This is a genomic window from Nocardioides albus (assembly GCF_014648255.1).
GTDB lineage: Bacteria > Actinomycetota > Actinomycetes > Propionibacteriales > Nocardioidaceae > Nocardioides > Nocardioides albus.
Map to the genome: position 1 here is coordinate 464,744 of NZ_BMQT01000002.1, position 26,098 is coordinate 490,841.

The 26,098-nt window shown below is 70.6% G+C and carries 23 protein-coding genes; 17 read left to right on the forward strand and 6 right to left on the reverse strand.

The features are described from left to right. Positions 1-31: 31 nt before the first annotated feature. The gene (locus IEY84_RS05475) at positions 32-664 is read left to right on the forward strand and encodes a TetR/AcrR family transcriptional regulator (protein WP_183544805.1); all 633 of its coding nucleotides are present in this window, start codon (positions 32-34) and stop codon (positions 662-664) included. Positions 665-680: 16 nt separating this feature from the next. On the opposite strand, the gene IEY84_RS05480 is transcribed toward IEY84_RS05475, so the two are convergent. Next, positions 681-2,177 (reverse strand): amidohydrolase family protein, encoded by a 1,497-nt coding sequence (locus tag IEY84_RS05480; RefSeq protein ID WP_183544803.1) that lies wholly within the window; start codon positions 2,175-2,177, stop codon positions 681-683. An 82-nt stretch (positions 2,178-2,259) separates the two neighbouring features. Between IEY84_RS05480 and IEY84_RS26625 the strand changes: the two genes are divergently transcribed. The 12 genes from IEY84_RS26625 to IEY84_RS05535 all read left to right on the forward strand — a co-directional run bounded on the left by IEY84_RS26625 (position 2,260) and on the right by IEY84_RS05535 (position 15,409). After that, positions 2,260-2,991, forward strand: coding sequence for a serine hydrolase domain-containing protein (locus tag IEY84_RS26625; protein WP_229788373.1), 732 nt, complete (start codon positions 2,260-2,262; stop codon positions 2,989-2,991). Further along, positions 2,988-3,659, forward strand: coding sequence for a serine hydrolase domain-containing protein (locus IEY84_RS26630; protein ID WP_229788375.1), 672 nt, complete (start codon positions 2,988-2,990; stop codon positions 3,657-3,659). The genes IEY84_RS26625 and IEY84_RS26630 overlap by 4 nt, the downstream gene beginning before the upstream one ends. Positions 3,660-3,753: 94 nt before the next feature. Then, on the forward strand, positions 3,754-5,310 hold the full coding sequence (locus tag IEY84_RS05490) for an ABC transporter substrate-binding protein (protein ID WP_183544801.1): 1,557 nt from the start codon (positions 3,754-3,756) through the stop codon (positions 5,308-5,310). Positions 5,311-5,321: 11 nt separating this feature from the next. After that, entirely contained in the window at positions 5,322-6,323 is a 1,002-nt protein-coding gene (locus IEY84_RS05495) for an ABC transporter permease (protein ID WP_183544799.1), read from the forward strand. Further along, positions 6,323-8,176 carry a dipeptide/oligopeptide/nickel ABC transporter permease/ATP-binding protein gene (locus tag IEY84_RS05500; RefSeq protein ID WP_183544797.1) on the forward strand — a complete coding sequence of 618 codons (1,854 nt, stop codon included), beginning with the start codon at positions 6,323-6,325 and terminating at the stop codon, positions 8,174-8,176. Before IEY84_RS05495 ends, IEY84_RS05500 begins: the two co-directional genes overlap by 1 nt. After that, the gene (locus IEY84_RS05505; RefSeq protein ID WP_183544795.1) at positions 8,173-8,934 is read left to right on the forward strand and encodes an ABC transporter ATP-binding protein; all 762 of its coding nucleotides are present in this window, start codon (positions 8,173-8,175) and stop codon (positions 8,932-8,934) included. Before IEY84_RS05500 ends, IEY84_RS05505 begins: the two co-directional genes overlap by 4 nt. Continuing rightward, on the forward strand, positions 8,934-10,319 hold the full coding sequence (locus tag IEY84_RS05510; protein WP_183544793.1) for a serine hydrolase domain-containing protein: 1,386 nt from the start codon (positions 8,934-8,936) through the stop codon (positions 10,317-10,319). The genes IEY84_RS05505 and IEY84_RS05510 overlap by 1 nt, the downstream gene beginning before the upstream one ends. Further along, the gene (locus IEY84_RS05515; RefSeq protein WP_221208733.1) at positions 10,320-11,444 is read left to right on the forward strand and encodes a M20 family metallopeptidase; all 1,125 of its coding nucleotides are present in this window, start codon (positions 10,320-10,322) and stop codon (positions 11,442-11,444) included. Continuing rightward, positions 11,441-12,223 carry a GNAT family N-acetyltransferase gene (locus tag IEY84_RS05520; protein WP_183544791.1) on the forward strand — a complete coding sequence of 261 codons (783 nt, stop codon included), beginning with the start codon at positions 11,441-11,443 and terminating at the stop codon, positions 12,221-12,223. The genes IEY84_RS05515 and IEY84_RS05520 overlap by 4 nt, the downstream gene beginning before the upstream one ends. Beyond that, complete coding sequence (menC, locus tag IEY84_RS05525) at positions 12,220-13,350, forward strand: o-succinylbenzoate synthase (protein ID WP_183544789.1); 1,131 nt, start codon at positions 12,220-12,222, stop codon at positions 13,348-13,350. The genes IEY84_RS05520 and menC overlap by 4 nt, the downstream gene beginning before the upstream one ends. A 1-nt stretch (position 13,351) precedes the next feature. Beyond that, on the forward strand, positions 13,352-15,001 hold the full coding sequence (locus IEY84_RS05530) for a PucR family transcriptional regulator (RefSeq protein WP_183544787.1): 1,650 nt from the start codon (positions 13,352-13,354) through the stop codon (positions 14,999-15,001). A 144-nt stretch (positions 15,002-15,145) separates the two neighbouring features. Further along, positions 15,146-15,409 carry a hypothetical protein gene (locus IEY84_RS05535; RefSeq protein WP_183544785.1) on the forward strand — a complete coding sequence of 88 codons (264 nt, stop codon included), beginning with the start codon at positions 15,146-15,148 and terminating at the stop codon, positions 15,407-15,409. A gap of 3 nt (positions 15,410-15,412) precedes the next feature. Here the strand turns inward: IEY84_RS05535 and IEY84_RS05540 are convergent, their stop codons facing one another. Beyond that, positions 15,413-16,279 (reverse strand): hypothetical protein, encoded by an 867-nt coding sequence (locus IEY84_RS05540; protein WP_183544782.1) that lies wholly within the window; start codon positions 16,277-16,279, stop codon positions 15,413-15,415. Between the two features lie 87 nt (positions 16,280-16,366). Here IEY84_RS05540 and IEY84_RS05545 point away from each other — a divergent pair, with 87 nt between their 5' ends. Then, on the forward strand, positions 16,367-16,936 hold the full coding sequence (locus tag IEY84_RS05545) for a DoxX family protein (protein WP_183544780.1): 570 nt from the start codon (positions 16,367-16,369) through the stop codon (positions 16,934-16,936). A gap of 77 nt (positions 16,937-17,013) precedes the next feature. After that, complete coding sequence (locus IEY84_RS05550; RefSeq protein WP_221208732.1) at positions 17,014-18,405, forward strand: hypothetical protein; 1,392 nt, start codon at positions 17,014-17,016, stop codon at positions 18,403-18,405. A gap of 27 nt (positions 18,406-18,432) precedes the next feature. Here the strand turns inward: IEY84_RS05550 and IEY84_RS05555 are convergent, their stop codons facing one another. The 3 genes from IEY84_RS05555 to IEY84_RS05565 all read right to left on the reverse strand — a co-directional run bounded on the left by IEY84_RS05555 (position 18,433) and on the right by IEY84_RS05565 (position 23,677). Then, the gene (locus IEY84_RS05555; RefSeq protein WP_183544778.1) at positions 18,433-19,707 is read right to left on the reverse strand and encodes an HNH endonuclease signature motif containing protein; all 1,275 of its coding nucleotides are present in this window, start codon (positions 19,705-19,707) and stop codon (positions 18,433-18,435) included. 635 nt (positions 19,708-20,342) lie between these two features. Continuing rightward, positions 20,343-22,226, reverse strand: coding sequence for a Na+/H+ antiporter NhaA (gene nhaA / locus IEY84_RS05560; protein ID WP_229788376.1), 1,884 nt, complete (start codon positions 22,224-22,226; stop codon positions 20,343-20,345). Positions 22,227-22,279: 53 nt separating this feature from the next. Further along, entirely contained in the window at positions 22,280-23,677 is a 1,398-nt protein-coding gene (locus IEY84_RS05565; protein WP_183544776.1) for a PQQ-binding-like beta-propeller repeat protein, read from the reverse strand. Between the two features lie 356 nt (positions 23,678-24,033). Here IEY84_RS05565 and IEY84_RS05570 point away from each other — a divergent pair, with 356 nt between their 5' ends. Together IEY84_RS05570 and IEY84_RS05575 are read left to right on the forward strand one after the other, a co-directional pair. Continuing rightward, positions 24,034-24,747, forward strand: a complete 714-nt coding sequence (locus tag IEY84_RS05570) for a TetR/AcrR family transcriptional regulator (protein WP_229788377.1) — start codon at positions 24,034-24,036, stop codon at positions 24,745-24,747. 51 nt (positions 24,748-24,798) lie between these two features. After that, on the forward strand, positions 24,799-25,215 hold the full coding sequence (locus IEY84_RS05575; protein WP_183544772.1) for a VOC family protein: 417 nt from the start codon (positions 24,799-24,801) through the stop codon (positions 25,213-25,215). Here the strand turns inward: IEY84_RS05575 and IEY84_RS05580 are convergent. Further along, a complete protein-coding gene (locus IEY84_RS05580) occupies positions 25,204-26,079 on the reverse strand; it encodes an NAD(P)-dependent oxidoreductase (RefSeq protein WP_183544770.1) in 876 nt (291 codons plus the stop codon). The genes IEY84_RS05575 and IEY84_RS05580 overlap by 12 nt on opposite strands. Positions 26,080-26,098: the final 19 nt, after the last annotated feature.

Below are 26,098 nucleotides of genomic sequence, written 5' to 3' on the forward strand. Positions count from 1 at the left end.
CGAGGGGTGCCGGAGGAGTATCGTGCGGCCCATGACCCAGGTCGCCGCTCCCAAGGCGTCTCGCCGCACGCCCGCCGACAAGCACGACGAACGCCGCAAGGCGCTCGCCGAGTCGGCGCTGCGTACGTTGGGGGACCTGGGCTATGCCCGGGCCAGCCTGCGCGAGATCGCCAACAACTCCGAGTTCAGCCACGGCGTCGTGCACTACTACTTCCACGACAAGCTCGAGCTCATCGTCTACTGCGTGCGCTACTACAAGCAGACCTGCGTCCACCGCTACGACGGCGTCGTGGCCGAGGCGACCTCACCCGGCGACCTGGTCGAGCGGTTCGCTGACAAGCTCGTCGAGACCATCGTCGAGGAAGCCCCGATGCACCGGCTCTGGTACGACCTGCGCTCGCAGTCGATGTTCGAGGAGAGCCTGCGCGAGGCCGTCACCCAGATCGACCAGAGTCTCGAGGACATGATCGCCCGGGTCCTGGCCCGCTATGCCGAGCTCGCCGAGACCCAGCCTGCGCTCGCCTCGCCGGTGGCGTACGGGATGTTCGACGGCATCTTCCAGCAGGCTCTGCTGGGCCACCTCAACGGACGTGACGGTGCCCTCGAGGAACTGAGGACCCGGGTGGTCGAGCTGATGCCGATGCTGCTGGCGCCGAAGGCGTAGCCCGTCGGTCGGCCGGTCAGCGGCGTACGGGCCGGCCGGGATAGGCGGTGGTGTCCAGGGCGCCGTCGCGGACGACGAAGGTGCCGTCGACCAGGAGATGGACGACACCGGTCGAGGGCCGGGTCGGGTCCAGGTAGGTGGCCCGGTCGGTGATCTGGTCAGGGGAGAGGACGACGAGGTCGGCGTCGGCGCCCGGCGCCAGATACCCCTTGGTGCGCATCGCGGGGGTGAACGGGGCGAGCACCTGGGCCGGTAGATAGGCGCAGCGGCGAAAGGCCTCCGACCAGGTCCAAGCACCGGTCTCGCGCACCATACGGCGCAGCGAGCGGGCATAGGTGCCCGCGGTGCGAGGATGGGTCTGGCCTCCCGGAGGCAGCGGCCACTCGCGGGTGTCGACGACGCCGCCGGGCCACTCGACCCGCATGGCGTCGCTGGCGACGATCGCGTCCGGGAAGGCGAGGGCGCGCTGGAGCATGGCGTTGTCGGCAGGGGAGTCCTCGTCGAGGAAGAGGACCACGCAGACAGCCCCCGGGTCGGTGGCGCGCAGCTCGGTCAGGCGCGCCAGCGAGGCGATCCGCTCGCCGGTGCTCACCATCGTGATCGAGGACGGCACCAGTCCCCAGGCGCCGAGGCGTTCGGGGGCCAGGAAGAACGCGCCGATCGCGGTGGAGCCGGCGCCGTACGGGTAGGCCTCGACGGTCACGTCCGAGCCGGCCGAGCGCGAGCCGTCCAGCAGGCCGAGGACACGGTCGACGTGTCGGCGGGAGGTGCTGTTGACGTGGCAGTGGTGCATCCGGGCGCCGGTCTCGGCGGCGGCCCGGGTGATCTCCTCGGCACCGTCGACCGGGGTGGTGGGGTCGGCCTCGACGATCTCGCGGACGTGGGTGAAGGTCGCCGTCCCGGTGCTCGCGGCGAGCCGGGCGACGTCGAGGAACTCGGCAGGGTCCGAGCGCGGCGCATAGCCCATCAGCACCCCGATCCCGAGTGCTCCTGCGGCCAGCTCCGACTCGAGCAGCTCGAGCCACGCGTGCCGCTCCGCGGCCGAGGACGTACGCTGCCACGCCGGGTCGCCGAGCATGGACAACGAGGCTTCCAGATCGGCCTCCGGCGCCATCCCCAGGTGAGCGACGGCACGCGCGTCACCCCAGGAGGCGGAGAAGCCGTAGTGGAGCACCCGGCCGTCGGCCGCGGCGCGCGCGTAGGCGAGCTCGATGGGGAGCAGCCCGGCCTCCAGGTCGAGGGTGGTGGTGACCCCGTCCATCGCCTGGAGCCGCTGCCCGGCGATCGAGTGGACGTGACTGTGCAGGTCGATGAACCCAGGTCCGACGACCAGCCCGGTCACGTCGATCACCTCGGCGCTCGGGTCATCGGGCACGCTCCCGACGGCCACCACGGACCCGTCGGAGACGGCCACGTCGGCCACCTGCTCTGTCCCTGTTCGGGGGTCGGCCACCAGGCCTCCGCGGAGAATCAGCACACGGCCATCCAACCGTCGACCGCCACCGTGGGCCATTGTGCGATCGGACAACAGCCTGGCCGCTCGACTGTCCGATGGGACGAACACGCACACCCCCGGGACTCCCTACGGTTTCGGCATGCCCCACGACCAGACCCGCCCGCGGCCCCATTCGGAGGGCGCCCGGTTCCTGCAGGAGAGCTTTGCCGAGCTCGTCGCCGAGCACGGTGTGCCGGGCGCCTCGATCGCCGTGCTGGCCGGGGAACAGGTGATCACCGCGGCCGCCGGCGTGACCAGCCTGGCCACCGGCGTCGAGGTCGACACCGAGACCGTCTTCCAGATCGGCTCGGTCACCAAGATCTGGACCACGACGCTGGTGATGCAGCTGGTCGACGAGGGTCTCCTCGACCTGGACCGCCCGGTGCGCGACTACCTGCCCGAGCTCGTCATCGGCGACCGTGCGGCAGGCGAGGCGATCACGACCCGGCAGCTGCTCAGCCACACCGCCGGCTTCGAGGGCGACATCTTCACCGACACCGGGCGCGGCGAGGACGCCGTGGAGCGCTATGTCGCCTCCTTGACCGATCTTCCGCAGCTGTTCGCACCCGGGGAGACGTTCTCCTACAACAACACCGGGTTCGTCGTGCTCGGCCGGCTGGTCGAGGTGCTGCGCGATCAGCCCTACGACCAGGTGCTCCTCGATCGGATCGCGCGCCCGCTCGGCCTCACGAGCGTCTCTCCGAGCCCGTACGAAGCGATCCTGCATCGTGCCGCCACCGGTCACATGCCGACGAGGACGGCACCCCGCAGGCGGCGCCGACCTGGGCACTGGCCCGCTCCAACGCGCCGGCCGGCTCGATGCTCGCGATGACCGCGAGCGACCTGCTCGGGTTCGTCCGGATGCACCTCGACCAGGGCACCGCGCCGGACGGGACCCAGGTGCTCTCCGCCACCGGCGTCGAGGCGATGCGCGAGCGTCAGGTCGAGCTGCCGCTGCTCTCCGGGATGGGCAGCGCCTGGGGCCTCGGCTGGGAGCTCTTCGACACCCCTCAGGGCACCGTCGTCGCCCACGACGGCGGCACCATCGGCCAGGCCGCGTTCCTCCGGGTCGTGCCGGAGCAGGGGCTGGCCATCGCCCTGCTCACCAACGGAGGCGAGGTCTTCGGGCTCTTCAACGCGACCGTCGCGCACCTGCTCGAGGAGCTCGGCGGCGTACGCCTTCCCGACCGTCCCACACCACCGGCCGCCCCTGCCGAGGTCGACGTCGCCCGGTTCCTGGGGCGTTACGCGGACACGATCTACGACATCGAGGTCACCGAGGACGGCGCCAGTGGTCTCGTCCTCCAGCGCACCCCCAAGGACATCATCGCCGAGATCGGTGAGCAGCCGATGCGGTTCTCCCTCGTCCATCTCGACGGTGACTCGTTCATCTCCGCCGAGCCAGTCCGCGGCATCCATGTCGTCTTCACCTTCATCGGCGAGGCGGACGGCAAGGCGAAGTACGTCCACTACGGCCGCGTGGTCGCACGTGCCGACTGACGATCCCCCTACCCGAGCAGCTGCACAAGAAGAGGTACGCCCCATGAAGCCGCACCGCTCTCGACCGGCCCTTCAGAGACCAGTCCTCCTGGCCATGACCCTGTCCCTGGCCACCGCCGGCCTGGCCGCATGCGGCTCCGGCTCGGGCGGCACCGAAGCCAAGGCGTACGTCGATGGCCAGGCCTTCACGATGGCCCTCGCCGCGGACCCCGGCGCCCTCGACCCGCAGGGCGGGGTGAGCAGCACGCTGCTGCAGCTGAACCGGTTCGCCTACGACCCCCTGGTCAGCGTCGACGCCAAGGGCGAGGTGAGCGCACAGCTCGCCGAGAAGTGGAGCGTGGACGGCACGACCGTCACCTTCGACATCAAGGACGGCGTGACCTGCGCCGACGGGGCCGAGTTCACGGCTCAGACCGTCGTCGACAACATCAGCTACGTCGAGGACCCGAAGAACCAGAGCCCGTTCCTGGGCGTGTTCATCCCGGCAGGCGCCACCGCGAAGGCGTCCGGGCAGACGGTCACGGTCACCCTCGCCGCCCCCGCCCCGTTCGTGCTCGCCTCCTTCGCCCACCTGCCGATGGTGTGCGACAGCGGCCTGACGGACCGGGCGAGCCTGAAGGCCGGGACCGCGGGCACCGGCCCCTACACGCTGACCGAGGCGGTTCCCGGTGACCACTACACCTACGAGGTCCGCGAGGACTACGCGTGGGGACCCGGCGGCGCCAAGGCGTCGGCCAAGGGCACCCCGGCCACCATCGAGGCCAAGGTCGTCGGCAACAACACCACCGCTGCCAACCAGCTGCTCTCCGGAGACCTGAACGCCGCCTCGATCACCGGCCAGGAGGCAGCCCGGCTGGAGGCCGCGAAGGTCAGCCGGGTCGACGCCCAGGCTGTGGTCGGGGAGCAGTGGTACAACCACGCCGAGGGCCACCCGACCGCCGATCCCGCGGTGCGCGCGGCGCTGACCCAGGCGCTCGACCTCGCCGAGCTGCAGAAGGTGATCACCGCCGGCCAGGGCGGCCCGGCCACCCAGCTCGCCGTCGTCGCGCCGGCCGGCTGCACCGGCTCCTCGGTCGAGAGCAACCTGGCCGACGACGACGTCGCGGCCGCCGAGAAGGCGCTCGACGAGGCCGGCTGGGCAGCGGGTGCGGACGGGGTCCGGGCCAAGGACGGGAAGCCGCTCGCGATCACCGTCCTCCACGACTCCTCGGTCGGCGCGGCCGGGACCGCCGCGGCCGAGCTGGCCGTGGCCGCCTGGAAGAAGGTGGGCGTCGAGGCGACCGCGAAGTCGCTGGACCAGACCGCGATCCAGACCGCGATCTTCGGAACCGGCGACTGGGACGTCGCCTGGGTGCCGATCAACGTCAACACCCCCGACCAGATCGTTCCGTTCCTCTCCGGACCGGGCCCTGCCGAGGGCGGGAACAACTTCGCCGGCATCGCCAACCCCGACTACGACGCCGCGGTCAAGACGGCGATGGGCAAGAACGGCGCCGAGGGCTGCTCCGACTGGCTGGCCGCGGAGGCGAGCCTGTTCGAGGCATACGACGTGGTGCCGTTCGCCAACAACCTGCTGCCCTTCTTCTCCCAGGGCGCCGAGCTCGAGGTCGTCGGCAGCGTGGTCCCGACCAGCATCCGGATGCTGGGTTGAGGGAGGGACTGATGGCGGCTGAAGCACCGACGGCCTCCCGCCCGAGGCTCGGGCTCGGGCTCGGCGGACGGTGGACCCGGTTCACCGTCCGCCGCGGCGGTCGGCTGCTGGTGTCGCTGTTCGTGCTGGTGACCGCGGCGTTCCTGATGATCCATCTGGTGCCGGGCGACCCGGTGCGCGCCGCGCTCGGGACTACGGCGCCGGCCGACCTGGTCGAGGCACGCCGGCACGAGCTCGGCCTCGACGACCCCCTGCTGACGCAGTATCTGAACTACCTCGGGGGCCTGTTCCGCGGGGACCTCGGGGAGTCGATCCAGACCCAGCTGCCGGTCGGCGAGACCATCGGCCGGCGGCTCGGCGCCACCGTCTCGCTCGGGCTGCTCGCCTTCGCCCTCGCCCTCCTGATCGCCGTCCCGCTCGGTGTCGCCGTGGCGGTCGCGACCCGTCGCGGACGCCGGCAGCGTACGTCGCTGGGGTTCGCCTCCGGCAGCGTCGTGATCGGCTCCATCCCCGACTTCCTGATCGGCGTGGTCCTGGTCGCGGTCTTCGCGGTCGGCCTCGGTTGGCTCCCGGTCGCGGGCCGGGAGGACGGGGCCGCCTCGTACGTCCTGCCCGTCCTCGCCCTTGCGATCGGCCCAGCGGCGGTGCTCGCCCGGATCGTGCGCGTCGAGATGACCTCGGTGCTGGAGTCGGACCATGTCCGCACCGCACGGGCCAAACGGCTCCCGGCCCGCCGGATCCACCTGGTGCACGCGCTCCCGAACGCGGTCACCGCGACCCTGACCCTCGGTGGGATGCTGCTGGCCTCGATGGTCGCCGGCACGGTGCTGGTCGAGAACGTCTTCGCCTGGCCGGGTCTGGGCAGCAAGATCGTCGAGTCGATCGTCACCAAGGACTATCCGGTCGTGCAGGGCACGGTGCTCGTCTACGGCGTCATCGTGCTGGTGGTCAACACGCTCGTCGACGTCGCCCTGACGCTCCTCGATCCCCGTTCGACGATCGGGGAGGCGTGATGAGGGCGCTGCGTACGCCGGTCGGCGCCGTCGGCGCGACGCTGCTCGCGGTGGTGCTGCTGCTCGCCGTCCTGGCGCCGGTGCTGTTCGGCGACCGGGCGGCCGCCGTCGACACCGATCAGCTGCTCGCCGGACCGTCGGCGGAGCACTGGGTCGGCACCGACAACCTCGGCCGCGACCTGTTCATGCGGGTGCTGGTCGCGACCAGGCTCTCGATCGTCCTGGCCCTGCTGGCGACGGCGATCGCGGTGAGCGTCGGGCTGGTGCTCGGCTCGCTGCCGTGGCTGCTCGGACCGCGGCTCGGGCGACCGGTGACGGCGCTGGTCAACATCCTGGTCGCTTTCCCAGGACTGCTCCTGGTCCTGTGTCTGGCCACCGTCTTCGGGGTCGGGGCACGTGGTGCGGTGCTGGCGATCGGGTTCGCCGGTGCCCCCACGTTCGCTCGGCTCTGCCAGACGCTGATAGCCGGCGTCGCCTCCCGCGACTACGTCGCGGCGGCGCAGATCGCGGGCCTGAGCCGACTGCGGATCCTGCTGCGCCACGTGCTGCCCAACGTCGCCGAGCCGCTCGTGGTCAACGCGACCATCGGCGCCGGGGGCGCGCTGCTCGCCTTCGCCGGGCTCTCGTTCCTCGGTCTCGGTGTGCAGGCGCCTGCCTACGACTGGGGACGCTTGATGCAGGACGGCCTGGCCGGGATCTACGTCCACCCGCTCGCCGCGCTGGCGCCGGGGATCGCGGTCGTCGTCGCCGGTCTGGCCTTCAACCTCACCGGGGAGGCGATCGCCGGGGCACTCGGGGTCACGCCGGTCGTCGGGCCTCGGGCCTGGTCTGTGCCGGGCCGCTCGGCCCGCTCGACGGCATCCGCGCCTGCCGCGGACACCGTGCTCGACGTACGCGATCTCGCTGTCGCCTTCCCCGGTCCGTCGGCTCCGGTGACCCCGGTCCGCGGCGTCTCCCTCTCGCTGCGGGCCGGCGAGGCGGTCGGGATCGTGGGGGAGTCGGGTTCGGGCAAGTCGCTGACCGCGCTGGCGGTCGCCCAGCTCGTGGAGGAGCCGGGCCGGGTCACCGGGGAGATCACCTTCTGCGGCACCGACCTCAACGACGGCAACCGCCACGACGATCTGCTCGGCACCTCGCTCGCGGTGGTGTTCCAGGACCCGATGACCTCGCTCAATCCGACCATGCGGGTCGGCAGACAGCTCGCCGAGGTGAGCCGTTTCCACCAGGGTCTGGGGTGGCGCGACGCGCTCGCCCGGGCCGTCGACCGGCTCCGCGCGGTGCACCTGCGGGACCCGGAACGAGCTGCCCACGCCTACCCGTTCGAGCTCTCCGGCGGCATGCGCCAGCGCGCCATGATCGCGATGGGCCTGATGGGCACCCCGCGGCTGATCATCGCCGACGAGCCGACGACCGCTCTCGACGTCACCGTCCAGAAGCAGGTGCTGACCCTTCTGGAGGACGTGCGTCGCGAGCACGGCACGGCGCTGCTGCTGATCTCCCACGACGTCTCCGTCATCGGCGAGGTCTGCGGCCGGGTGCTGGTGATGTACGCCGGCCGGATCGTCGAGGAGATCGCTGCGGCCGACCTCCGTGACGGTGCCCGGCATCCCTACACCCGGGCGCTGGTCGCGGCGGTCCCGTCGATGACCACGGCCCTGGACGAGCCGCTGACAACCATCCCCGGCCAGCCGGTCGATCCTGCCGCGCTCCCGCCCGGATGTGCGTACGCCGCCCGGTGCCCGCTCGCCACCGACCAGTGTCGGAGCGAGGACCCGGCGCTCGTCGACGGAGTCGCGTGCTGGCGCGCAGGCGAGCCGCTCCCGGCCGAGCTGGAAAAGCAGGTGAGGGTATGAGCTTGAGGTTCGAGCAGGTCAGCGTGCGGTTCGGGCGGACCCAGGTGCTCCACGACGTCAGCCTCGACGTGCCGGCGGGCACGATCGTCGGGCTGGTGGGGGAGTCGGGATCGGGAAAGTCGACGCTCGCCAAGGCGGCCGTCGGGCTGGTGCCGGTCAGCGGTGGGCACATCGTGATCGAGAACAGCCAGGTCGACGGCGTTCCGGCCGGTCGGCGCACCAACCCCGGGGTCCAGATGGTCTTCCAGGACCCGTACTCCTCCCTCGACCCCCGGATGAGCGTCGGCGAGAGCATCGCCGAGGCGATGCCCGGACGGCCCTCGCGCGCCGAGAGGACGAACGAGGTCGCCAGGCTCCTGGACCTGGTCCACCTCGACCCCGGCCGCGCCGGCCAACGCCCCGCCAGCCTCTCCGGCGGCCAGCGGCAGCGGGTCGCCCTGGCCAGGGCGCTCGCCGGGAAGCCGAAGGTGCTCATCGCCGACGAGATCACCTCCGCCCTCGACGTCTCGGTCCAGGGCGCCGTACTCAACCTCGTCCGCGAGATGCAGCGCGAGCTCGGCCTCTCGATGCTGTTCATCTCCCACAACCTGGCAGTCGTGCGCTACGTGGCCGACACGGTCGCGGTGATGAGCCAGGGGCGCATCGTCGAGCACGGGCCGACCGTCGACGTGCTGGAGCACCCGACCCACGACTACACCCGAGAGCTTCTCGCCGCCGTACCGGGCGGGACTTCGCACACCCCCAAGAAGGAGACCTGATGACCATCGATTCCGCTCACTGGCTGACCCGGCTCACCGAGCTGACGAAGAAGCACGGCGTCCCCGGAGCCCAGCTCGGCATCCTCCGCCTCGGCCGTGACGGCGCCGAGGACGAGCTGTTCACCACCGCCACCGGAGTGCTCCACCTCGGCACCGGCCAGCCCGCCACGACCGACTCGGTCTGGCAGATCGGCTCGATCTCCAAGGTCTGGACCGCGACCGTGGTGATGCAGCTGGTCGACGAGGGCAAGATCGCCCTCGACACCCCGGTCAAGGAGATCATCGAGGACCTCGACCTGCGCGACCCCGAGGTCACCGAGAAGGTCACGATCCATCACCTGCTCACCCACACCAGCGGCATCGACGGGGACGTCTTCACCGACACCGGACGTGGCGACGACGTCCTGGAGAAGTACGTCGCCCGCCTGGACGAGGCTGCCCAGAACCACCCGCTGGGCGCCACCTGGTCCTACTGCAACTCCGGCTACGTGCTGCTCGGTCGGGTCATCGAGGTGGTCACCGGGCTGACCTGGGACCAGGCGATGAAGGCACGGCTCTTCGACCCGCTCGGCCTCACCCGCACCGGCACCCTGCCGGAGGAGGCGATGGTCCACGCGTTCGCCATGGGCCACCTCGGCACCGGCGACGACACCGCTCCCGCACCGGTCTGGGGCCTGCCGCGCTCGTGCGGGCCGGCGGGCCTGATCACCGCGACCGCCACCGACGTGCTCGCCTTCGCCCGGATGCACCTGACCGGTGGGGTCGCGAAGGACGGGACCAGGGTGCTCTCTGCCGAGTCGGTGGCGGCGATGGCCGACTTCCAGGTCGACTGCCCGGAGAAGGACCTCCTCGGGGACTCCTGGGGTCTGGGCTGGTTCCGCTGCGACTGGCACGGCGCCCGCGCGATCGGCCACGACGGCAACACCATCGGCCAGGCCGCGTTCCTGCGGTTGCTCCCGGAGGCCGGCATCGCGGTCTCGCTCAACACCAACGTCGCCAGCGCGATCGCGCTCTACCAGGACCTCTTCGAGGAGATCTTCGCCGAGCTCGTCGACGTACGCCTCCCGGACCGCTTCGAGATCCCGGCCGACGCGCCCGAGGTCGACATCACTCCGTTCCTCGGCGAGTACTCCCGCGAGTCGGTGCTGATGGAGGTCCTCGTCCTCGACGGCAAGCCGGTGATGCGTACGACCGTCTCCGGTCCTGTCGCCGAGCTCGAGGGGGCCTCCGAGCCGGAGGTCCACGAGCTGGTGCCGGTCGCCGAGGCGCTCTTCGCCGTCAAGCCCGACAAGTCCTCGGCCTACTTCCCCGTACGCTTCTATACGTTGCCGACCGGCGAGGAGTACCTCCACTTCGGCGCCCGCGCGACCCCGAAGAAGGCCTGAATGCGTCAACCTCAGATCGATCTGGACCGGCTTCTGGACGACCTCCGGGAGCTGGTCGAGATCGAGTCACCATCCTCCGACCTGGACGCCGTCGCGCGCTCGGCCGAGGTCGTGGCGCGCGTCGGCACCGCCCACCTCGGCGTGGCACCGGAGCGTGTGGTCGTCGACGGGGTCACCCATCTGCGCTGGCGATTCGGGTCCGGGCCGCACGTCCTCGTGCTCGGTCACCACGACACGGTCTGGGCGCACGGCACCCTGGCGCGGATCCCGTACGCCGTCACCGACGGTGTCCTGCGCGGCCCGGGCTGCTTCGACATGCTCGCCGGGCTGGTCATGGCCTTCCATGCGGTCGCCGCGCTGCCCTCTGCCGAAGGTGTCTGCCTCCTGGTCACGGGCGACGAGGAGCTCGGCTCGCCGTCGTCGCGTGCGCTGATCGAGGCCTCCGCACGAGAGGCGTCGGCCGTGCTCGTGCTCGAGGCCTCTGCGGACGGGGGCGCGCTCAAGACGGCGCGCAAGGGCACCTCGATGTACGAGGTCGAGGTCGTAGGTCGCGCCGCGCACGCCGGCCTGGAGCCGGAGAAGGGTGTCAACGCGACCCTCGAGCTGGCCCACCAGGTGCCGGCCGTGGCCGCGCTCTGCGACCCGGTCGCCGGGACGACGGTGACCCCGACCTCCGCGACCGCGGGCACGACGCTCAACACCGTCCCGGGCTCGGCGCGGTTCACGGTCGACGTGCGCGCCTGGAGCGGGGCCGAGCAGGAGCGGGTCGACACTGCGATCCGTGCCCTGGAGCCGGTGCTCGAGGATGCGAAGCTGGTCGTGCACGGTGGGATCAACCGGCCACCGCTCGAGGAGGCGCTCTCGACGGCGCTGTTCGAGCGTGCGGTCTCGGTCGCCTCCCGGCTCGGGCTGCCGGTGCCGGGACAGGCAGCGGTCGGCGGAGCCTCCGACGGCAACTTCGCCGCCGGGGTGGGCACGCCGACCCTCGACGGTCTCGGCGCGGTCGGCGGCGGGGCGCACGCGGAGGACGAGCACGTCCTGGTCGAGCGGCTGGTCGATCGTACGGTGCTGCTGCACGGGCTGCTGGCCGAGCTGCTGGCTGTCCCCGTGGGAGACAGGCCGTGACCGAGGCGTGGGGGGCATACGAGCGGGCCGCCGCGGCCGCCCGGATCACCGTCCGTGAGCTCGACGACATCCGCGAGCTGCAACGGGCCGAGCAGGTGCTCGCCGGCATCTGGGGAGTGCCCGAGAACCCGCCGCTCGGGTCCGAGCTGATGCGTGCGATGCGCAAGGCCGAGGGCTACGTCGCCGGGGCGTTCGAAGGCGATGAGATGGTCGGCGTCTGCGTCGGGTTCCACTCGGTGCCGGCAGCCCGGACGATGCACAGCCACATCGCCGGCGTGGTCCCGGCGATGGCAGGCCGGCACGCGGGTATCGCACTCAAGCTGCACCAGCGGGCGTGGTGTCTGGAGCGCGGGATCACGCTGATGGAGTGGACCTACGACCCGCTGGTGGCGCGCAACGCCCACTTCAACCTCGCCAAGCTGGGGGCGCACAGTGCGGAGTACCTCCCAGACTTCTACGGCTCCATGGCCGACGGCATCAACGACGCCGAGGACGCCAGCGACCGCATCCTGGTGCACTGGCGCCTGGACTCACCTGAGGTGGCGGCAGCCTGCGACGGCCGTCCCGCCGAGGTCACTGACGTGGCCGGTGGATCCTGGGTCGAGATTCCTCGCGACATCGAGGCGCTGCGGATCACCGACCCCGCCCAGGCCCGGGAGTGGCGTACGAAGGTCCGTGAGCAGCTGCTGAGTGGCTTGGAGACGGGCCGGCTCGCCGGCTTCCACCGCGACAAGGGCTATCTGCTGGTCGACACCAGCCCGACGGAAGGAACCGAATGAAGCTGGAAGGCGTGGAGCTGCGCCGGGTGTCGATGCCGCTGGTGTCGCCGTTCCGGACCTCCTTCGGCACCCAGACAGAGCGCGACATCCTGCTGCTGCGGGCGGTGACCTCGCAGAGCGAGGGCTGGGGCGAGTGCGTCGCGATGGCTGACCCGCTCTACTCCTCGGAATACGTCGAGGCGACCGCCGATGTGCTCCGCCGCTTCCTGCTCCCGGCCCTGGCCGCAGCACCCGGGGAGCTCGAGCAGCACGGGGCGTACGCGATCGGGAAGGTCCTGCATCCGTTCAAGGGACACCGGATGGCGAAGGCCGCGCTGGAGATGGCGGTGCTCGACGCCGAGCTGCGTGCGGCCGGGCGCTCCTGGGCCCGGGAGCTGGGCGCCGTGCACGACCGGGTGCCGAGCGGCGTCTCGGTCGGCATCTTCGACTCGATCCCGCAGCTGCTGGAGGTGGTCGGCGGCTACCTGGATGCCGGCTACGTGCGGATCAAGCTCAAGATCGAGCCGGGCTGGGACATCGAGCCGGTGGCCGCGGTCCGGGAGCGGTTCGGCGACATCCCGCTGCAGGTCGATGCCAACACCGCCTACACGCTGCGCGACGCCCGCCACCTGGCCAAGCTGGATCCCTTCGACCTGCTGCTCATCGAGCAGCCGCTGGAGGAGGAGGACGTGCTCGGCCACGCGACGCTCGCCCGGCAGATCCGCACCCCCGTCTGCCTCGACGAGTCGATCGTCTCGGCGCAGACCGCCGCCGCCGCGATCAGCCTGGGCGCCTGCTCGATCATCAACATCAAGCCCGGTCGGGTGGGCGGCTACCTGGAGGCCGTACGCATCCACGACCTCGCCGCTGCGCACGGGCTCGCGGTCTGGTGCGGTGGCATGGTCGAGACCGGCCTGGGCCGCGCCGCCAACGCGGCGCTGGGGGCGCTGCCGGGGTTCACGCTGCCCGGCGACATCTCCGCCTCCGACCGGTTCTACCGCACCGACATCACCGAGCCGCTCACGATCGAGGACGGCCACATGACCGTCCCGACGGGACCGGGCCTGGGGGTCACCCCGGTGCCCGAGGCGCTGGCGGCGTTCACCACCTCGACCGAATGGATCCCGCTCGACTCGGCGACCACCTAGGATGCCGGGCGTGAGCCAGCGTCCGCGCGCGAGTCTGGGGCGAGTCCTCGACGATCTGGGCGACTCGCTCCTGGAGCTGTTGGCCGGCGACCCGGCACACGAGGGCGAGATCGGGGGAGTGGTCATCCACGACCCCGACGACGAGCCGGTCCATCCTGCCGGAGCGCTCGTCCTGGCCGTCGGGGTGCCGGCGGGCGAGCTGCCCGGCCTCGTCCGGGAGGTCGGGCGGCGCGGGGCGGTCGGACTGGTCGTACGCGCGCCCGTCGTGCTGACCGCGGACCTGTCGGCCGCGGTCGAAGACGCCCGGATCGCCCTGCTCGGGCTGCGTCGCGGGGCGACCTGGGCGCAGCTGACCGCCCTGCTGCGCTCGCTGCTGGCCGAGGGCGACATCGGCCCGGCCGAGGCCGAGACGCTGGGCGGGCTGCCCTCTGGAGACCTCTTCGCGGTCGCCAACGCGATCGGTGCCCTGCTGGACGCACCGGTGACGATCGAGGACCGCAGCTCGCGGGTGCTCGCCTTCTCCGGCCGCCAGGACGAGGCCGACGCCTCCCGGGTCGAGACGGTGATCGGTCGCCAGGTGCCCGAACGCTACGCCCGGTTGCTCACCGAGCTCGGCGTCTTCCGCGAGCTCTACCGTGAGCACCGGCCCGTCGTCGTCGACCCGGCCCGGCTCGACGAGGACAGGATCAGCAAGCAGCGGGTCGCGATCGCCGTGCGCGCCGGCGACGAGGTCCTCGGCTCGATCTGGGCCGCGATGGACGGGGAGGTCACGCCCGAGCGGAGCGCCGCGATGCGTGACGCGGCCAGCCTGGTCGCCCTCCACATGCTGCGCGTGCGGGCCGGCGCCGATGTGCAGCGGCGGCTGCGTACGGACCTGGTCAGCTCGGTGCTCGAGGGCGGTGCCGGCGCTCGGGATGCGCTGGGCCGGCTGGGCCTCGCCGGACGTCCGGTGGTGGTGCTCGCCCTGGCGCTACGACACGAGTCGGTCGACCACGAGCCCGACCCGGGCGGCGCCAGCAGCCTCGAGCGCGCTGCCGACGCGCTGGCCGTGCATCTCTCGGCTGCCGTTCCGGCCTCGGCCGTGGCGGTCGTCGGCGGCGTGGCGTACGCCTTGGTCCCGCTGCCGGGCGATGGCGCCGAGCCCGAGGAGCGGGCGGCTCGGCTGGCCCGGGAGTTCTGTGAACGCCTGGGCGCCCGGCTGCCGGTCGTCGTCGGTGTCGGCGGCGTCGCCCCGGACGTCAGCGCGATCGTCGCCTCGCGCGAGGCCGCCAACCGGGCGCTGCGGGTGCTCCGCGACGGCGTCGCCCCCGGGACCGCGTCCCGGTCGGTGGCCCGGCTCGCCGACGTCTACACCCAGTCGCTGCTCCTCGAGCTCCGCGACCTCGCGGCCGCGCGCGGCGAGCGCCCGGTCGGCCCGATCGCGCGGCTCCTCGACTACGACGAGCGCAACGACTCCGGCCTCGCCGAGACCCTGGACGCATGGCTGGACGCCAACGGCGATGTGCGCACCGCAGCCGCGGCCCTCTTCATCCACCCGAACACGCTGCGCTACCGGCTGCGCCGACTCGAGCAGGTCAGCGGACTGGAGCTCTCCGACCCCGAGCAGCGCTTCGCCGCGATGCTCCAGCTGCGGATCCTGGCCCCGCGCTGAGCCGTCAGCGCCGATGCCGTCAGCGCCGATTGGGGTGGACGGTGACACCACCGGTGATCACAATGTCCCTGGCGTGGTCGACGATGTGCAGGATGCCGTCCTCCGTCGAGAGAACCGCGATCACCACGAGCCGGGAGAGATGCCATGACGCCGATGATCGGCCTGCCCACCGGAGCCGAATGGGCGTACCTGATCGGTGGCATCATGCTGCTGCTGGTCTGGTGCGCAATCACCGTGTGGTGGTTGATGATGCTGGTGCAGGCGCTCCGAACACCGGACAGCGTGTGGACCGCGGCCGGTCAGAGCAAGATCCTCTATGTCCTGCTGATGATCTTCCTGGGCTGGCTCGGGGCGCTCCTCTACGTCTTCATCGCCCGGCCCGGGCTCCGTCCCGGGCTCCGTGCCTGAACCTCACACCACCATCGCGACCACAGCCGCCGCTGCGAGGACCGTCGCTGCGACGCGTACCCTCCCGATCGGTTCGTGCAGCACCAGCGCAGCTGAGAGCGCGACCCAGATCAGGCTCGAGCTGCGCACTGCCGCGACCAACGACACCGGCGCGTGCAGGGTGGCGTAGAGGGCGAGGACGTACGAGGTGGGGATGAGCACTGCGAGGGCGGCCACGGTCCGCGCGTGGATCCGGAGCTGGCGCAGCCCCTCGGCGTGCTTCCCGCGCACGACCACGCTCCACAGCGCCACCTGGATCACTGTGCCGACGGCGTAGTAGGCGATCGGATCCAGGCCGCGCTCCACGACCACCCAACCGTCATAGGTCGTGTACGCCGCGATGGAGACGGCGATGCCGGCCGACCACAACAGCGGCTTCGCCTGCAGCGAGCCTCGGGTTCGGACGGTCTCGAACAGCAGCGCCCCGACCGCCGCCGCCATCAGGAGTACGCCGCCCCACTGTGTCCAGCTCAGCCACTGCCCGAGCGCCACCATGCCGGTGAGCGCCACCACCACCGGCGCGAGGCCGCGGGAGAGCGGGTAGATCTGGCTGACGTCGAAGTCCTGGTAGGCCACCTGGACCAGTCCCATGCTCAGCGCGTGCATCGCGGTGCTGCCCAGGGAGAGCAGGAGGAGCTCCCACGACAGCGTGATGCCGTGCCCACGCACGATCATCACGATCGTGGTGACCGTGACGACCAGGCAGCACTCCACGATCGCGACCGCCCAGAGCGCGGGTCTCCCCGCAGGTGCGATGGTCTTCGACGCCGTGTTCCAGGCGGCGTGGGCGATCGCGGAGCCCAGGGCGAGCATGACTCCGAGCAGCAGCACCCGGGTGAGCCTACGGCGTCCCTCCGCGCACCTTTACCGGACCACTAGGGTGGGCCCTCCGTACCCCGACCCCCGAGGAATTCTGTGATGGACCCCGTCGACCTTGCCCTGATGCTGCTCCGTCTTGCCGTGGGCGGCACGATGATCGCTCACGGCGTCAACCACTGGCGCGGGGGCGGAAAGATCGCCGGTACGGCGGGCTGGTTCGAGAGCCTCGGCCTGCGTCACGGCACCCTGCAGGCATGGGCGAGCGTGGTGACCGAGATCGGAGCCGGCGTGCTGCTGATCCTGGGCCTCATCACGCCGCTGGCCGCCGCCGGTGTCGTCGGGGTGATGCTCGTCGCCGCGCTGCTGGCGCACCGACCGAACGGGTTCTTCATCTTCAAGGAGGGCTGGGAGTACGTGATGATCCTGGCCGTCGTCGCGGTCGTCCTCGGCGTCACCGGCCCCGGGACGATCTCGCTCGACTCGGCCCTCGACACCGTCTACGACGGCTGGATCGGTGGAGCGGTGGCGCTCGGCGCCGGTGTTCTCGGCACGGCCCTCCTGCTCGCCGCGTTCTGGCGCCCGCAGCGCCAGGGTGCTGCCGCGGAGGCCTCGTCGGCGGAGGAGCCGACCGCGGAGGAGTCGTCAGCGGAGTCGTCGCCGGAAGCCTGAGCCTGCGGCGACCAAAGTCGAGACCGCAGCGACCGAAGGTCGATGTGGCCGAGCTCCTGGGTTCATAGCCTGGACCCATGAGCTATCGACGGCTGGGCCCGGCCGGACTGCTGGTCGCGGGGCTCGCCCTGATCGGACTGGGCGTCGTCGGCCCGCCGGCATCCGACGGCGGGCTCCGGATCCCGCCCGGCGTGCCGATTCTGCTGGTCGGCGCGGCGGCCGCCTCGTGGTTGCGCGGCACTGCCGGTGCCATCCTCGGGCTGGCCGCGGTGGCCGTGGTGACGGTCGCCTCCGTCGGCGCCGGCATCGGGCCGGATCTGATCGGTGACCGCGGACTGCCGGTCACCGCCGCGCGTTGGGTCCAGGTGGCCGGGCTGGTGGTTGCGGCGTACGCCTTGGGTCGACGGGTCGCGGCGCGTCCCTCTCCCGCGGGGACGCCAGGTGGACGCCGTCGGGGTCGGGGTCGCGTGCTCCAGATCGCAGGCCTGCTGGTGCTGTGCGGGGTCGGGGCCGAGCTGCTGGCAGCGTACGGGGACAGCACGGGCGACCCCGGTGGCATCACGTTCGCCCTGGTCTTCTTCGGCGCCCTCTACGGAGCGCCGGCGTTGCTCGCCCGGGAGCTGGTCCGCCGTCTGGGCTGGGGCTGGCCGAGCCTGCTGCTGATCTTCGCGGCTCTGGGTACGGCCCAGGCGGGTCTCATCGACCAATCTCTGTTCAGCACCGACTACGGCGGGTACGACGGGTGGGAGGAGAACCGGGAGCCGACCCTGGTCCCGTCTCTGGGACTCAGCGGCTACAACGCCTACTCCTTCATCATCGGCCACGTGATCTACAGCTTCGCCGCGCCGGTGGCGCTGGCCGAGGCGTGGTCGCCCGCCCGGGCCAGGAAGCCCTGGCTCGGCCCGATCGGCACGGTCCTGGCCGTGGTCGCCTACGCGGTCGCCGCAACCCTGATCGTGACCGACCCCGAGTCACGCTCAGGAACCCCGGCTCAGCTCATCGTCACCGTCGGCGTGATCGGCGCGATGCTGCTCGGTGCCGCGCTGATCGGCAGTCGGCGACGACCGGGCCACGCTCCGGCCGGCGCGCGAGACCTCGCGATCTGGCAGGTCCTCGGTGTCTCCCTGATCTTCGCGACGGTTCCCGATCTGCTGCCCCCGACCTGGCTGGGCGTCGTGCTGGCAGCGACGACCACAGCCACGCTCGGGATCCTCATCGCCCTGGCCTCGCGGAGGAGTGCATGGACGATCCGGCACACCGCAGCAGTCGGCGCCGCGTACCTCCTCGAGCGGGGTCTGCTGGCCTTCACCTACTTCCCCCTCATCGGCGACGTCGCGCCAGGACCGAAGTACGCCCACAACGTGATCATGCTCCTGATCGTCGTGCTCGCCACCTGGGTCGCACTGCGCAAGCGCAGCGGCGAACGGGCCGAAGGCGCGGTCAAGACGCCCAGCTCTGCTGGGAGCTAGCTGCGCGGAGCGGCTTGCCCGCCGGGCTCAGGGGCGGCGGGTGAACCGGATGGTGCCGTCGGGCAACCGCTCATGCGTGTATCCGGGGGCATGCGCGAGCCGGTGATGATGAGGGCACAGCAGGACCCCGTCGTTCAGGTCTGTTCTTCCGCCGGCGGCCCAGGGTTTGAGGTGGTGCGCATCGCACCACTCTGGTGGCATGTCGCAGCCTTCGGCTTGGCAGCACTTCTGCTGTAGTCGGAGTGCTTTGCGTTGGATGGGTTGGAAGAACCTGCTTTCCCGGCCGGCGTCGAGGACCACGCTGTCACCGCCGAGGACCCAGGGGATGATGGTGGCGTTGCACGCCATCCGACGGGCCTCGGCTGCAGTGATGGTGGTGCCGTTGGTCTCGTCGAACCCGAGTGTCGCGGTGCCGAGCTCGTTGCGGAGGTCAGCGAGGGAGATCACGACGTTGACCACGGTCGCGTCGCCGCCGTGACGGGGCAGTGTGGTGGGGTCGATGGTCTCGATCAGCCGGGCGAACCCTTGCCCCGTGAGCCGTTCCCACGGAGGCAGCGGAACACCCTTCTCCACCAGCCGCTGCTTGCGGGGCTGGGCCCACGCCTCGACCAGGGTCTTGAACCGCATCCCGATCGCGGTCGGCAGCACACCGTCGAACCCGATCGTCCCGTTACCGTTGTCCCAGACCCGTAGCGCGGTCTTCTGCCGGGCACGTTCTTCCTCGGCCAGGAGGGCTTTGGCCTCGGCCTCTTCGAACCGGACAGGGTCGACCTCGACCAGGATCCGTTTGCCCACGATCCGCAGCTCGTTGGCGGTCATCTGGGTGGCGTACTCGACCAGCAGCTTCTCCGCCAGGACCAGGTCCTCGCCGGTGGCGATGGGATCGGTCTTGATCTTGTCGAGCGCACGAGTGATGACCCGGGCCTTGTCCTGGGAGACGACACCCTCAGCCAAGCCGGCAGCGACCAGCTCATACCGAGCCACGGTGGTAGCGAGCTTGATCTGGGCGCGGGCGGCACCTTTGTCGACAACCAGCTCGGCCCGCATCCAGGCCGAGGCGTCCTTGTCACCGGTCTCAGCAGCAATGTCACCCGAGGAAGCCAGGACCCGCAGCCTCAACGCGGCCTGCTGGGCTTGGAGTTTCTCGACCCGGGCCAGGAAGTCCTTCTTCTGGCTGGTGCGCCAATAGTCCGGGTCCATCGCAAGCAACCCAGCAAGAGAGGTCTCGATGGCGTCAAGAGCCGCTCCGATCGCATCAGCGGGGTTGGTGCCCCAGTGGTCGATGCTGCCGTCCAGACTCATCGCCACCCTCCCTTCCGAGTGTTCGAAGGCGTGTCGTGATGGGTCTGATTCTACCCTTCATAAACCCGCGAATCCATCTATTTCCCCAGGTCAAACACGTTTCTCGTGGTTAGCGAACGAGCATCAGACCTGTGGACGCTAAGTGGCCCGAAGGGCCACCCTCCACCCCCACGACAGCACCTTCCGAAGCATGATTCCGCTGCGCCACACCCGGGCCGCCGCCCCGATAGCCAGCCAAATATTTTCTCGACGGGCCCCGGTGTCAAGGACCGCGGTAGCGGCCGGCGAAGCCGGCGGCCGAAGGCCGTCCTTGACTCCGGGGTTCGTCGAGAAGACCGTAGAACTCGGGTCGGCGGCCCCGCTGGCCGAAGAAGAAACCCTTCCGGCAGGGAGGGGTCGACAAGCTCGACCACCGGTGGCCAGACGATCCGGCAGGGAACCGTGTTGGTCTCGACACGCCTCCGCCTAGCGGCTCCGGCGGCTCGACCAGCGGGGCAAAGGGTCTCGACCAGCGGGGGACGGAACAGGCTCGACCAACGGGGGACGGAACAGGCTCGACCAACGGGGGACGGAACAGGCTCGACCAACGGGGGACGGAACAAGCTCGACCAGCGAAACAAGCCGACACCGCCCCCTCAACGCCGAGACCGCACCCCAAGCCTCGCAGTCTCCCCAGTAGCCGACCGCTCGAGCGCAGCAATGAGGGTGCGAGCGTCGTAGCGACCCTCATGACGATGAGCCCCGACGAAGAACGTCGGCGTACCCCGCGCCCCGCTGGCGTCAGCGGAGGCCATGTCCTCGCGAACGTGCTCGGCGAGGACAGGATCCTCCAGGTCGCGGAGGAACTGCTCGACATCGAGCCCGAGAACAGCGGCATAGCCGGCGAGATCCTGGTGCTCGAGCTCGTTCTGATGCGCGAAGAGGTGCTTGTGCATCTCCCAGAACCGTCCCTGCCGCCCGGCAGCCTCGGCAGCGACCGCGGCGAGCTCGGCGTGCGGGTGCTGGGGGAGCGGGAGGTGGCGTACGACGTAGCGGATCCGAGGGCCGAAGTAGTCGCGGACCTCGTTGGCGGTGCCGGTGGCTCGGGCGCAGAAGGGGCACTCGTAGTCGAGGTACTCGACGAGCGTCACCTCGGCGGACGCGTCGCCGTAGATGTGGTCGCGCGAGGGGTCCACGGGCGGCGAGAGCAGCTTCGGCAGGGCCGCGTCGCGCTGGCCGAGGAAACGCGCGGAGAGCTGGAAGATCAGCCAGCCGAGCGCGGAGGCGATCACGACGGCGAGAAGCACGCCGACGATCGCGTCACGCTGCAGAGTCTCCGAGTCGAAGGCGAGCGTGATGATCAGCAGCGCGACGGTGAAGCCGATCCCCGACAGCGCCGCGCCGCCGAGGACGTGGCCGCCGCCCACCCCCTGGGGCAACCGACCGAGCCCGAGCCGCGTCGCAGCGAGCGCGCCGAAGCCGATCCCGAGCGTCTTGCCCAGCACCAGGCCGGCGATGACCCCCCAGGTGACCGGCGAACGCAGCGCCTCGCCGAGCACACCGTCGCGCAGGTCGACACCGGCGTTGGCGAGTGCGAAGACCGGCACGATGAGGTAGCTCGTCGGCACGTGCAGCGTCTCCTGGAGCCGCTCGTTGACCGAGATCGTGCGGGTCAGCTCGTCACGCGTCTCCCGCTGCAGCGTGGGCAGCGGCGACTGCCGGAACGCCCGGAACCGCGAGGTCGCGACCTCCATCTGGGCCCGGGTCGGCTCCGCGGCCGGCACGAGCAGCCCGGCCAGCATCCCCGCGATCGAGGCGTGCAGACCGGCGCCGAGGGTCGCCACCCAGGCGACCAGGACGAGCAGCACGTAGGGCCAGGCCCGCCACACCTTCGCCTTGTCGAGCGCGAAGATCCCGGCCAGCGCCAGCGCGGCAACGACCAACGGCCCGATCGAGAGGTGGTCGGTGTAGGCCACCCCGATGACGCTCACCGCGACGATGTCGTCGATGACGGTGAGCGTGAGCAGGAAGATCCGCAGCTGGGTCGAGACGGCAGGTCCGACCAGCGCGAGCATGCCGAGCAGGAAGGCAGTGTCGGTGCCGATCACGATGCCCCACCCGCGGGCTGCCTCGCCGGACGGATTGAGCAGCAGGTAGATCAGCGCGGGCAGGATCAGGCCGCCCGCACCGGCGATCAGCGGCACCACCATGCGGCTGCGGTCGGTGAGCTCGCCGACGGCGAGCTCGCGGCGTACCTCCAGGCCGACGACGAAGAAGAAGATCACCATCAGGCCGTCGTTGACCCAGTGATGCAAGCTCATCGAGAGGCCGATGTCGCCGAGCCGGATCGACAGCACCGTCTCCCACAGGTGCTCGTAGCCGTGCGACCACGGCGAGTTGGCCCAGGCCAGCGCCAGCAGCGAGGCGATCACCAGCAGCCCGGCGCTCGTCGACTCCAGGTGCATGAAGTGCCTCAGCGTGGTGCCGAGCTGCCCGGTCAGGTCTGCGTCGCGACGACCGCGCGTCTGCTCATTCCCCACAGGACAAGCCTAGGCCGCGCGCGCGTCCCCGGCCGCGACTGTCCGTGAGAGGCTCAGCGCCGCACGGCGACCAGCCCGCTGAGTGTTCCTTGGAGGAGAGTGCCGTCAGGGAGGATCGTGCCGACCATCTGCAGGGTGTTGGCCAACGGTCCGAGGCCGAGGAAGGTCTCGGAGAGGAGCTCGCCGTCCGCAGGGTCGATCCGGGCCACGCGCCAGGTCGGCGCGATGCCGCGCCGGGTGACGGTGTAGAGGACGTTCTCGCCGCGGGAGAGCCGGGGGACTGCGGCCGAGGGGACCTCGTTGCGCCACACCGACTCGCAGGTGCCGTTCTGCTCATCGACGTCGATGCGCTCCATGCCTCCGACGAAGTCGGCCTCGGCCGGGACGGACACGCCCGCGTCCTCGGTCGCTTGCGCAGGGTAGGGGTAGCCGTACGTGCTGGCGATGTAGACGGAGTCTCCCCAGGCCACGGGGGAGTTCTCCGTGCCGCTGCTGTCGTCGGTGAGGATCGGGAGCCGGCAGACCTCCCGCCCGTCGCGGGCCCGGTAGACGAGGAGGTTCTCGCGCGGGGAGGCGTTGTCGGTGATCACCACGAGATCGGCGCCGGTGCGCTCTCCGAAGAACGTCGGCGTCGAGCCGCTGCCGTGACTGAGCTGTCCCGGCTTGCGGGCCACACCGCGGTCGTACGCCTGGCGCCAGACCGTCTCCACCTCGTCGGCGTCGCCGTCGGCACGAAGAAGGTACGTCGCGTGGTCCGTCGTCACCGCGACCCCGCTCGGGGCGCTGGAGATGGAGTTGGCGACCTTCTCCTCACCGGCACCGAGGCTCGTGGTGACCACGTCACCCTCGGGCGTGGCGTACCCGGCTCGGCCCTGGGCGGTGGCGAACCAGACGTTGGCGTCGTAGCCGGGGCCGACGGTGGTGACCGCATCGCCGTCAGGCAACGGGATCGGCACCTCGCGCTCCACGTCGATCGACCAGCCGAGCAACGACCTGGAGTGCGCCAGCCAGAGCAGCGAGCCGGATCCGTCGACGGTGACGAGCCGCGACTCGTCGTCGATGTAGGCGTACACGCCACCGAGCAGGGATCCGGCAGAGAGGTGGCGGCGGGCGACGGGCAGGAGCGTGGTGGGGTCGAGGAGGTAGAGGCTGGGGGCCCGGTCGACGTACTCGGTGCAGAGCGCCTGGACCATCCCGTCGGCGCCGCTGAGGATCGTCGGGCACACCGCCGGCAGGGTCACCGGCTGTGCGGGGGAGGGGCGAGCACCCGGCCCTGCGAACGGCGTCGTGTCGGAGGCGCCGGCGTCACCGTGCATGTTCCAGGTGCCGTCGGGACCGGCGTACGGATTCGGTGGCATGGCCGTTCCGGCTGCCGAGCCGGCCGCTGCGAAAGGAGAGACGCCGGCCACGAGGGCCAGCAGGGCGATGGCGACTGCACTCCGGCGAACCATGGGGAGGATCTAAGCACGGGCGGATCGAGCGCGCGTACGAATCATCAGGTGGCCGTCACCACAGGCGTTACACGAGTTTCCAACAGGTGCGTGACCTGTCATCCACAACGTCGTTAGCCCTTTCGACGGCAGGTGGAAACCGGATGACAGCGCCGAAGCACATGGCGAGACCCGGCCACCACGCCGTTCATGGGGGCTTCAGGTGCATGTGAACGGGTACTGCCCGACGCAAACAAGCACATCCTGGACATAGCCCAACCTAACTATGTCCAATAGGTCCTATGACTCATTTTTCGTAGAGGATAAAGTCCTTTCAAGTCTTCCTTGAAAGTCCGGAGGGGAGTTAGATGGGCAACATGACAACTAGGCGCTCTCGGCCCGGCCGCCCTAGGCATGTTCCCGACTCAGGTACGACCTCACCGCGTGACCAGATCCTGGACGCAGCCTCGCGGCTGTTCGTCTCCCAGGGTTTCGCGGCGACGTCTACTCGCGAGATCGCCGACGTGGTCGGCATCCGCCAAGCTTCGCTCTACTACCACTTCGCGGGGAAGGACGAGATCCTCGGCGAGCTGCTTCGCCGGTCGGTCCGACCGACCACGGAGAAGGTCGAGAAGATCCTGAACCGCGTGCCACCGCTCGACTTCGAGACCGCGCTCTACCTGCTGGTCCTCGTCGACGTACGCACCTTGGCCGACGTGCCGCACAACGTCGGCATGCTCTACCAGCTCCCCGACGTGGCCAAGTGCGAGGTCTACGACGAGTTCCGCAACGAGCACGCCGAGCTGGCTGCCCACTACGCGGACTTGGCCAGCGAGGTCGCCTCGAAGACGGTGCGCTCGACGGTCAGCCGCAAGCAGCTCGGCGACCTGCTCATCCAGCAGGTCGAAGGTGTGATCAACATGCGCACCGAGGAGCCGGGGCGGCGGATTCCGTGCCGCGAGGCTTGGGCGATCGCCGCCACCTGCCTCCGGATCTGCGGGGTCACGCAGGAGAAGATCGACGCCGCCTCTCCGATCGCGATCGAGTTGCTCCCGCAGTTCATGGAGGAGCAGGTCGCCGAGTCCGCCTGAGGTCTGTGATACCCGGTGGACTAGGGTGCGCTCGTAGGCTTCGATGTCGGCATGACTCTCTTCGTGTCGCACACCACCATCGACTGCCACGACGCGTACGCGCTCTCCGAGTGGTGGAAGGCCCTGCTCGGCTACGTCGACGTGGAAGGCGATCCGAACCTGCCGGGCCACGAGGAGTGCATGATCCTCGACCCCGAGACCGGCCACCGCCTGCTGTTCATCGAGGTGCCGGACGAGGAGCTGCCCGCAAAGCGGATCCACCTCGATCTCCGCCCGCGCACCGGCACCCGCGACGAGGAGGTCGAGCGGCTCCTCGAGCTCGGCGCCACGCAGCTCGCCGACCACCGTGGGAAGTACGGCCCCGGGACCGGCTGGGTGATCTTCGCCGATCCCGAGGGCAACCAGCTCTGCGTGCTCCGCTCGGAGGCGGAGGTCGCCGCCTGGGAGGCGCAGAAGTCAGGGTCGTAGCAGCTCGTACATGCTGGAGAAGCCCTGATCGCCGTGACCCTGGGCGATCCGGCGGTCCATCAGCGACTTCACCTCCCGCATCCGCACGGACTCGACACCGGCCGACTCTCGGTGCCCGATCAGGTCGTCCATCAGCGCGGCCTGCACGTCGAGCGAGCCGAGGTCGGGGCCGTACGTTCCGCTCTTGATCGCGCCGGTCATCATCCGCAACAGCCCGGCGTAGCCGGCGAGCGATCCGGCGAGCCGTTCGGTGAACGCCTCGGTGTCCATGCCCTCGCGCTCGACGAGGTCGAGGGTGTGCAGGAAGCCGATCAGGAACTCGTAGCCCATCGCGACCTGGGCGTTGAACTCCACGGCCGCGTGCCCGGCGTCGGGCCCGTGGTAGGCGACGGTGCCGAGCTGGTCGAGAGCCGGCCGGACGGTCTCGAACACGTCGCGATCGCCGCTGAAGGCCAGTGAGACCCTGGGTGTGCCGACGTCGGGCGGGTCTCCCATGATCTTCCCGTCGACGTACGCCGCCTGGTGCTCGGCCGCCCAGGACGCGTTCGCCCGGGCCTGGGCAGGGGAGCCGCTGGTCAGGCTGACGAGGGTCCGGCCGGTGGCCGCGTCGCCGATGGACTCGAGCACGTCCTCGACCGCGGTGTTGTCCAGCAGACTGAGGATCGTGACGGGGCTGGCGGCCACCGCCTTCGCCGCGGTGGACGCGACTTCGGCTCCTGCGTCAGCCAGCGCCTCGGCCTTGTCGGCCGTCCGGTTCCAGACCGTGGTCCGATAGCCGCGCTCGAGGTAGGCCCGGGCGACCGCCGATCCCATGTTGCCCATCCCGATCACGGTGATGGCCGGTCGGTCGTTGCTCTCCGTCATGGTTCAACTCCATCTGTCG

What these genes read in the sequence shown, in the direction of transcription:
- IEY84_RS05475 (WP_183544805.1), top strand. Translation starts at nt 32, where the DNA reads ATGACCCAGGTCGCCGCTCCCAAGGCGTCTCGCCGCACGCCCGCCGAC.
- IEY84_RS05480 (WP_183544803.1), bottom strand. Translation starts at nt 2,177, where the DNA reads ATGGCCCACGGTGGCGGTCGACGGTTGGATGGCCGTGTGCTGATTCTC.
- IEY84_RS26625 (WP_229788373.1), top strand. Translation starts at nt 2,260, where the DNA reads ATGCCCCACGACCAGACCCGCCCGCGGCCCCATTCGGAGGGCGCCCGG.
- IEY84_RS26630 (WP_229788375.1), top strand. Translation starts at nt 2,988, where the DNA reads ATGACCGCGAGCGACCTGCTCGGGTTCGTCCGGATGCACCTCGACCAG.
- IEY84_RS05490 (WP_183544801.1), top strand. Translation starts at nt 3,754, where the DNA reads ATGACCCTGTCCCTGGCCACCGCCGGCCTGGCCGCATGCGGCTCCGGC.
- IEY84_RS05495 (WP_183544799.1), top strand. Translation starts at nt 5,322, where the DNA reads ATGGCGGCTGAAGCACCGACGGCCTCCCGCCCGAGGCTCGGGCTCGGG.
- IEY84_RS05500 (WP_183544797.1), top strand. Translation starts at nt 6,323, where the DNA reads ATGAGGGCGCTGCGTACGCCGGTCGGCGCCGTCGGCGCGACGCTGCTC.
- IEY84_RS05505 (WP_183544795.1), top strand. Translation starts at nt 8,173, where the DNA reads ATGAGCTTGAGGTTCGAGCAGGTCAGCGTGCGGTTCGGGCGGACCCAG.
- IEY84_RS05510 (WP_183544793.1), top strand. Translation starts at nt 8,934, where the DNA reads ATGACCATCGATTCCGCTCACTGGCTGACCCGGCTCACCGAGCTGACG.
- IEY84_RS05515 (WP_221208733.1), top strand. Translation starts at nt 10,320, where the DNA reads ATGCGTCAACCTCAGATCGATCTGGACCGGCTTCTGGACGACCTCCGG.
- menC (WP_183544789.1), top strand. Translation starts at nt 12,220, where the DNA reads ATGAAGCTGGAAGGCGTGGAGCTGCGCCGGGTGTCGATGCCGCTGGTG.
- IEY84_RS05530 (WP_183544787.1), top strand. Translation starts at nt 13,352, where the DNA reads ATGCCGGGCGTGAGCCAGCGTCCGCGCGCGAGTCTGGGGCGAGTCCTC.
- IEY84_RS05535 (WP_183544785.1), top strand. Translation starts at nt 15,146, where the DNA reads ATGACGCCGATGATCGGCCTGCCCACCGGAGCCGAATGGGCGTACCTG.
- IEY84_RS05545 (WP_183544780.1), top strand. Translation starts at nt 16,367, where the DNA reads ATGGACCCCGTCGACCTTGCCCTGATGCTGCTCCGTCTTGCCGTGGGC.
- IEY84_RS05550 (WP_221208732.1), top strand. Translation starts at nt 17,014, where the DNA reads ATGAGCTATCGACGGCTGGGCCCGGCCGGACTGCTGGTCGCGGGGCTC.
- IEY84_RS05555 (WP_183544778.1), bottom strand. Translation starts at nt 19,707, where the DNA reads ATGAGTCTGGACGGCAGCATCGACCACTGGGGCACCAACCCCGCTGAT.
- IEY84_RS05565 (WP_183544776.1), bottom strand. Translation starts at nt 23,677, where the DNA reads ATGGTTCGCCGGAGTGCAGTCGCCATCGCCCTGCTGGCCCTCGTGGCC.
- IEY84_RS05570 (WP_229788377.1), top strand. Translation starts at nt 24,034, where the DNA reads ATGACAACTAGGCGCTCTCGGCCCGGCCGCCCTAGGCATGTTCCCGAC.
- IEY84_RS05575 (WP_183544772.1), top strand. Translation starts at nt 24,799, where the DNA reads ATGACTCTCTTCGTGTCGCACACCACCATCGACTGCCACGACGCGTAC.
- IEY84_RS05580 (WP_183544770.1), bottom strand. Translation starts at nt 26,079, where the DNA reads ATGACGGAGAGCAACGACCGACCGGCCATCACCGTGATCGGGATGGGC.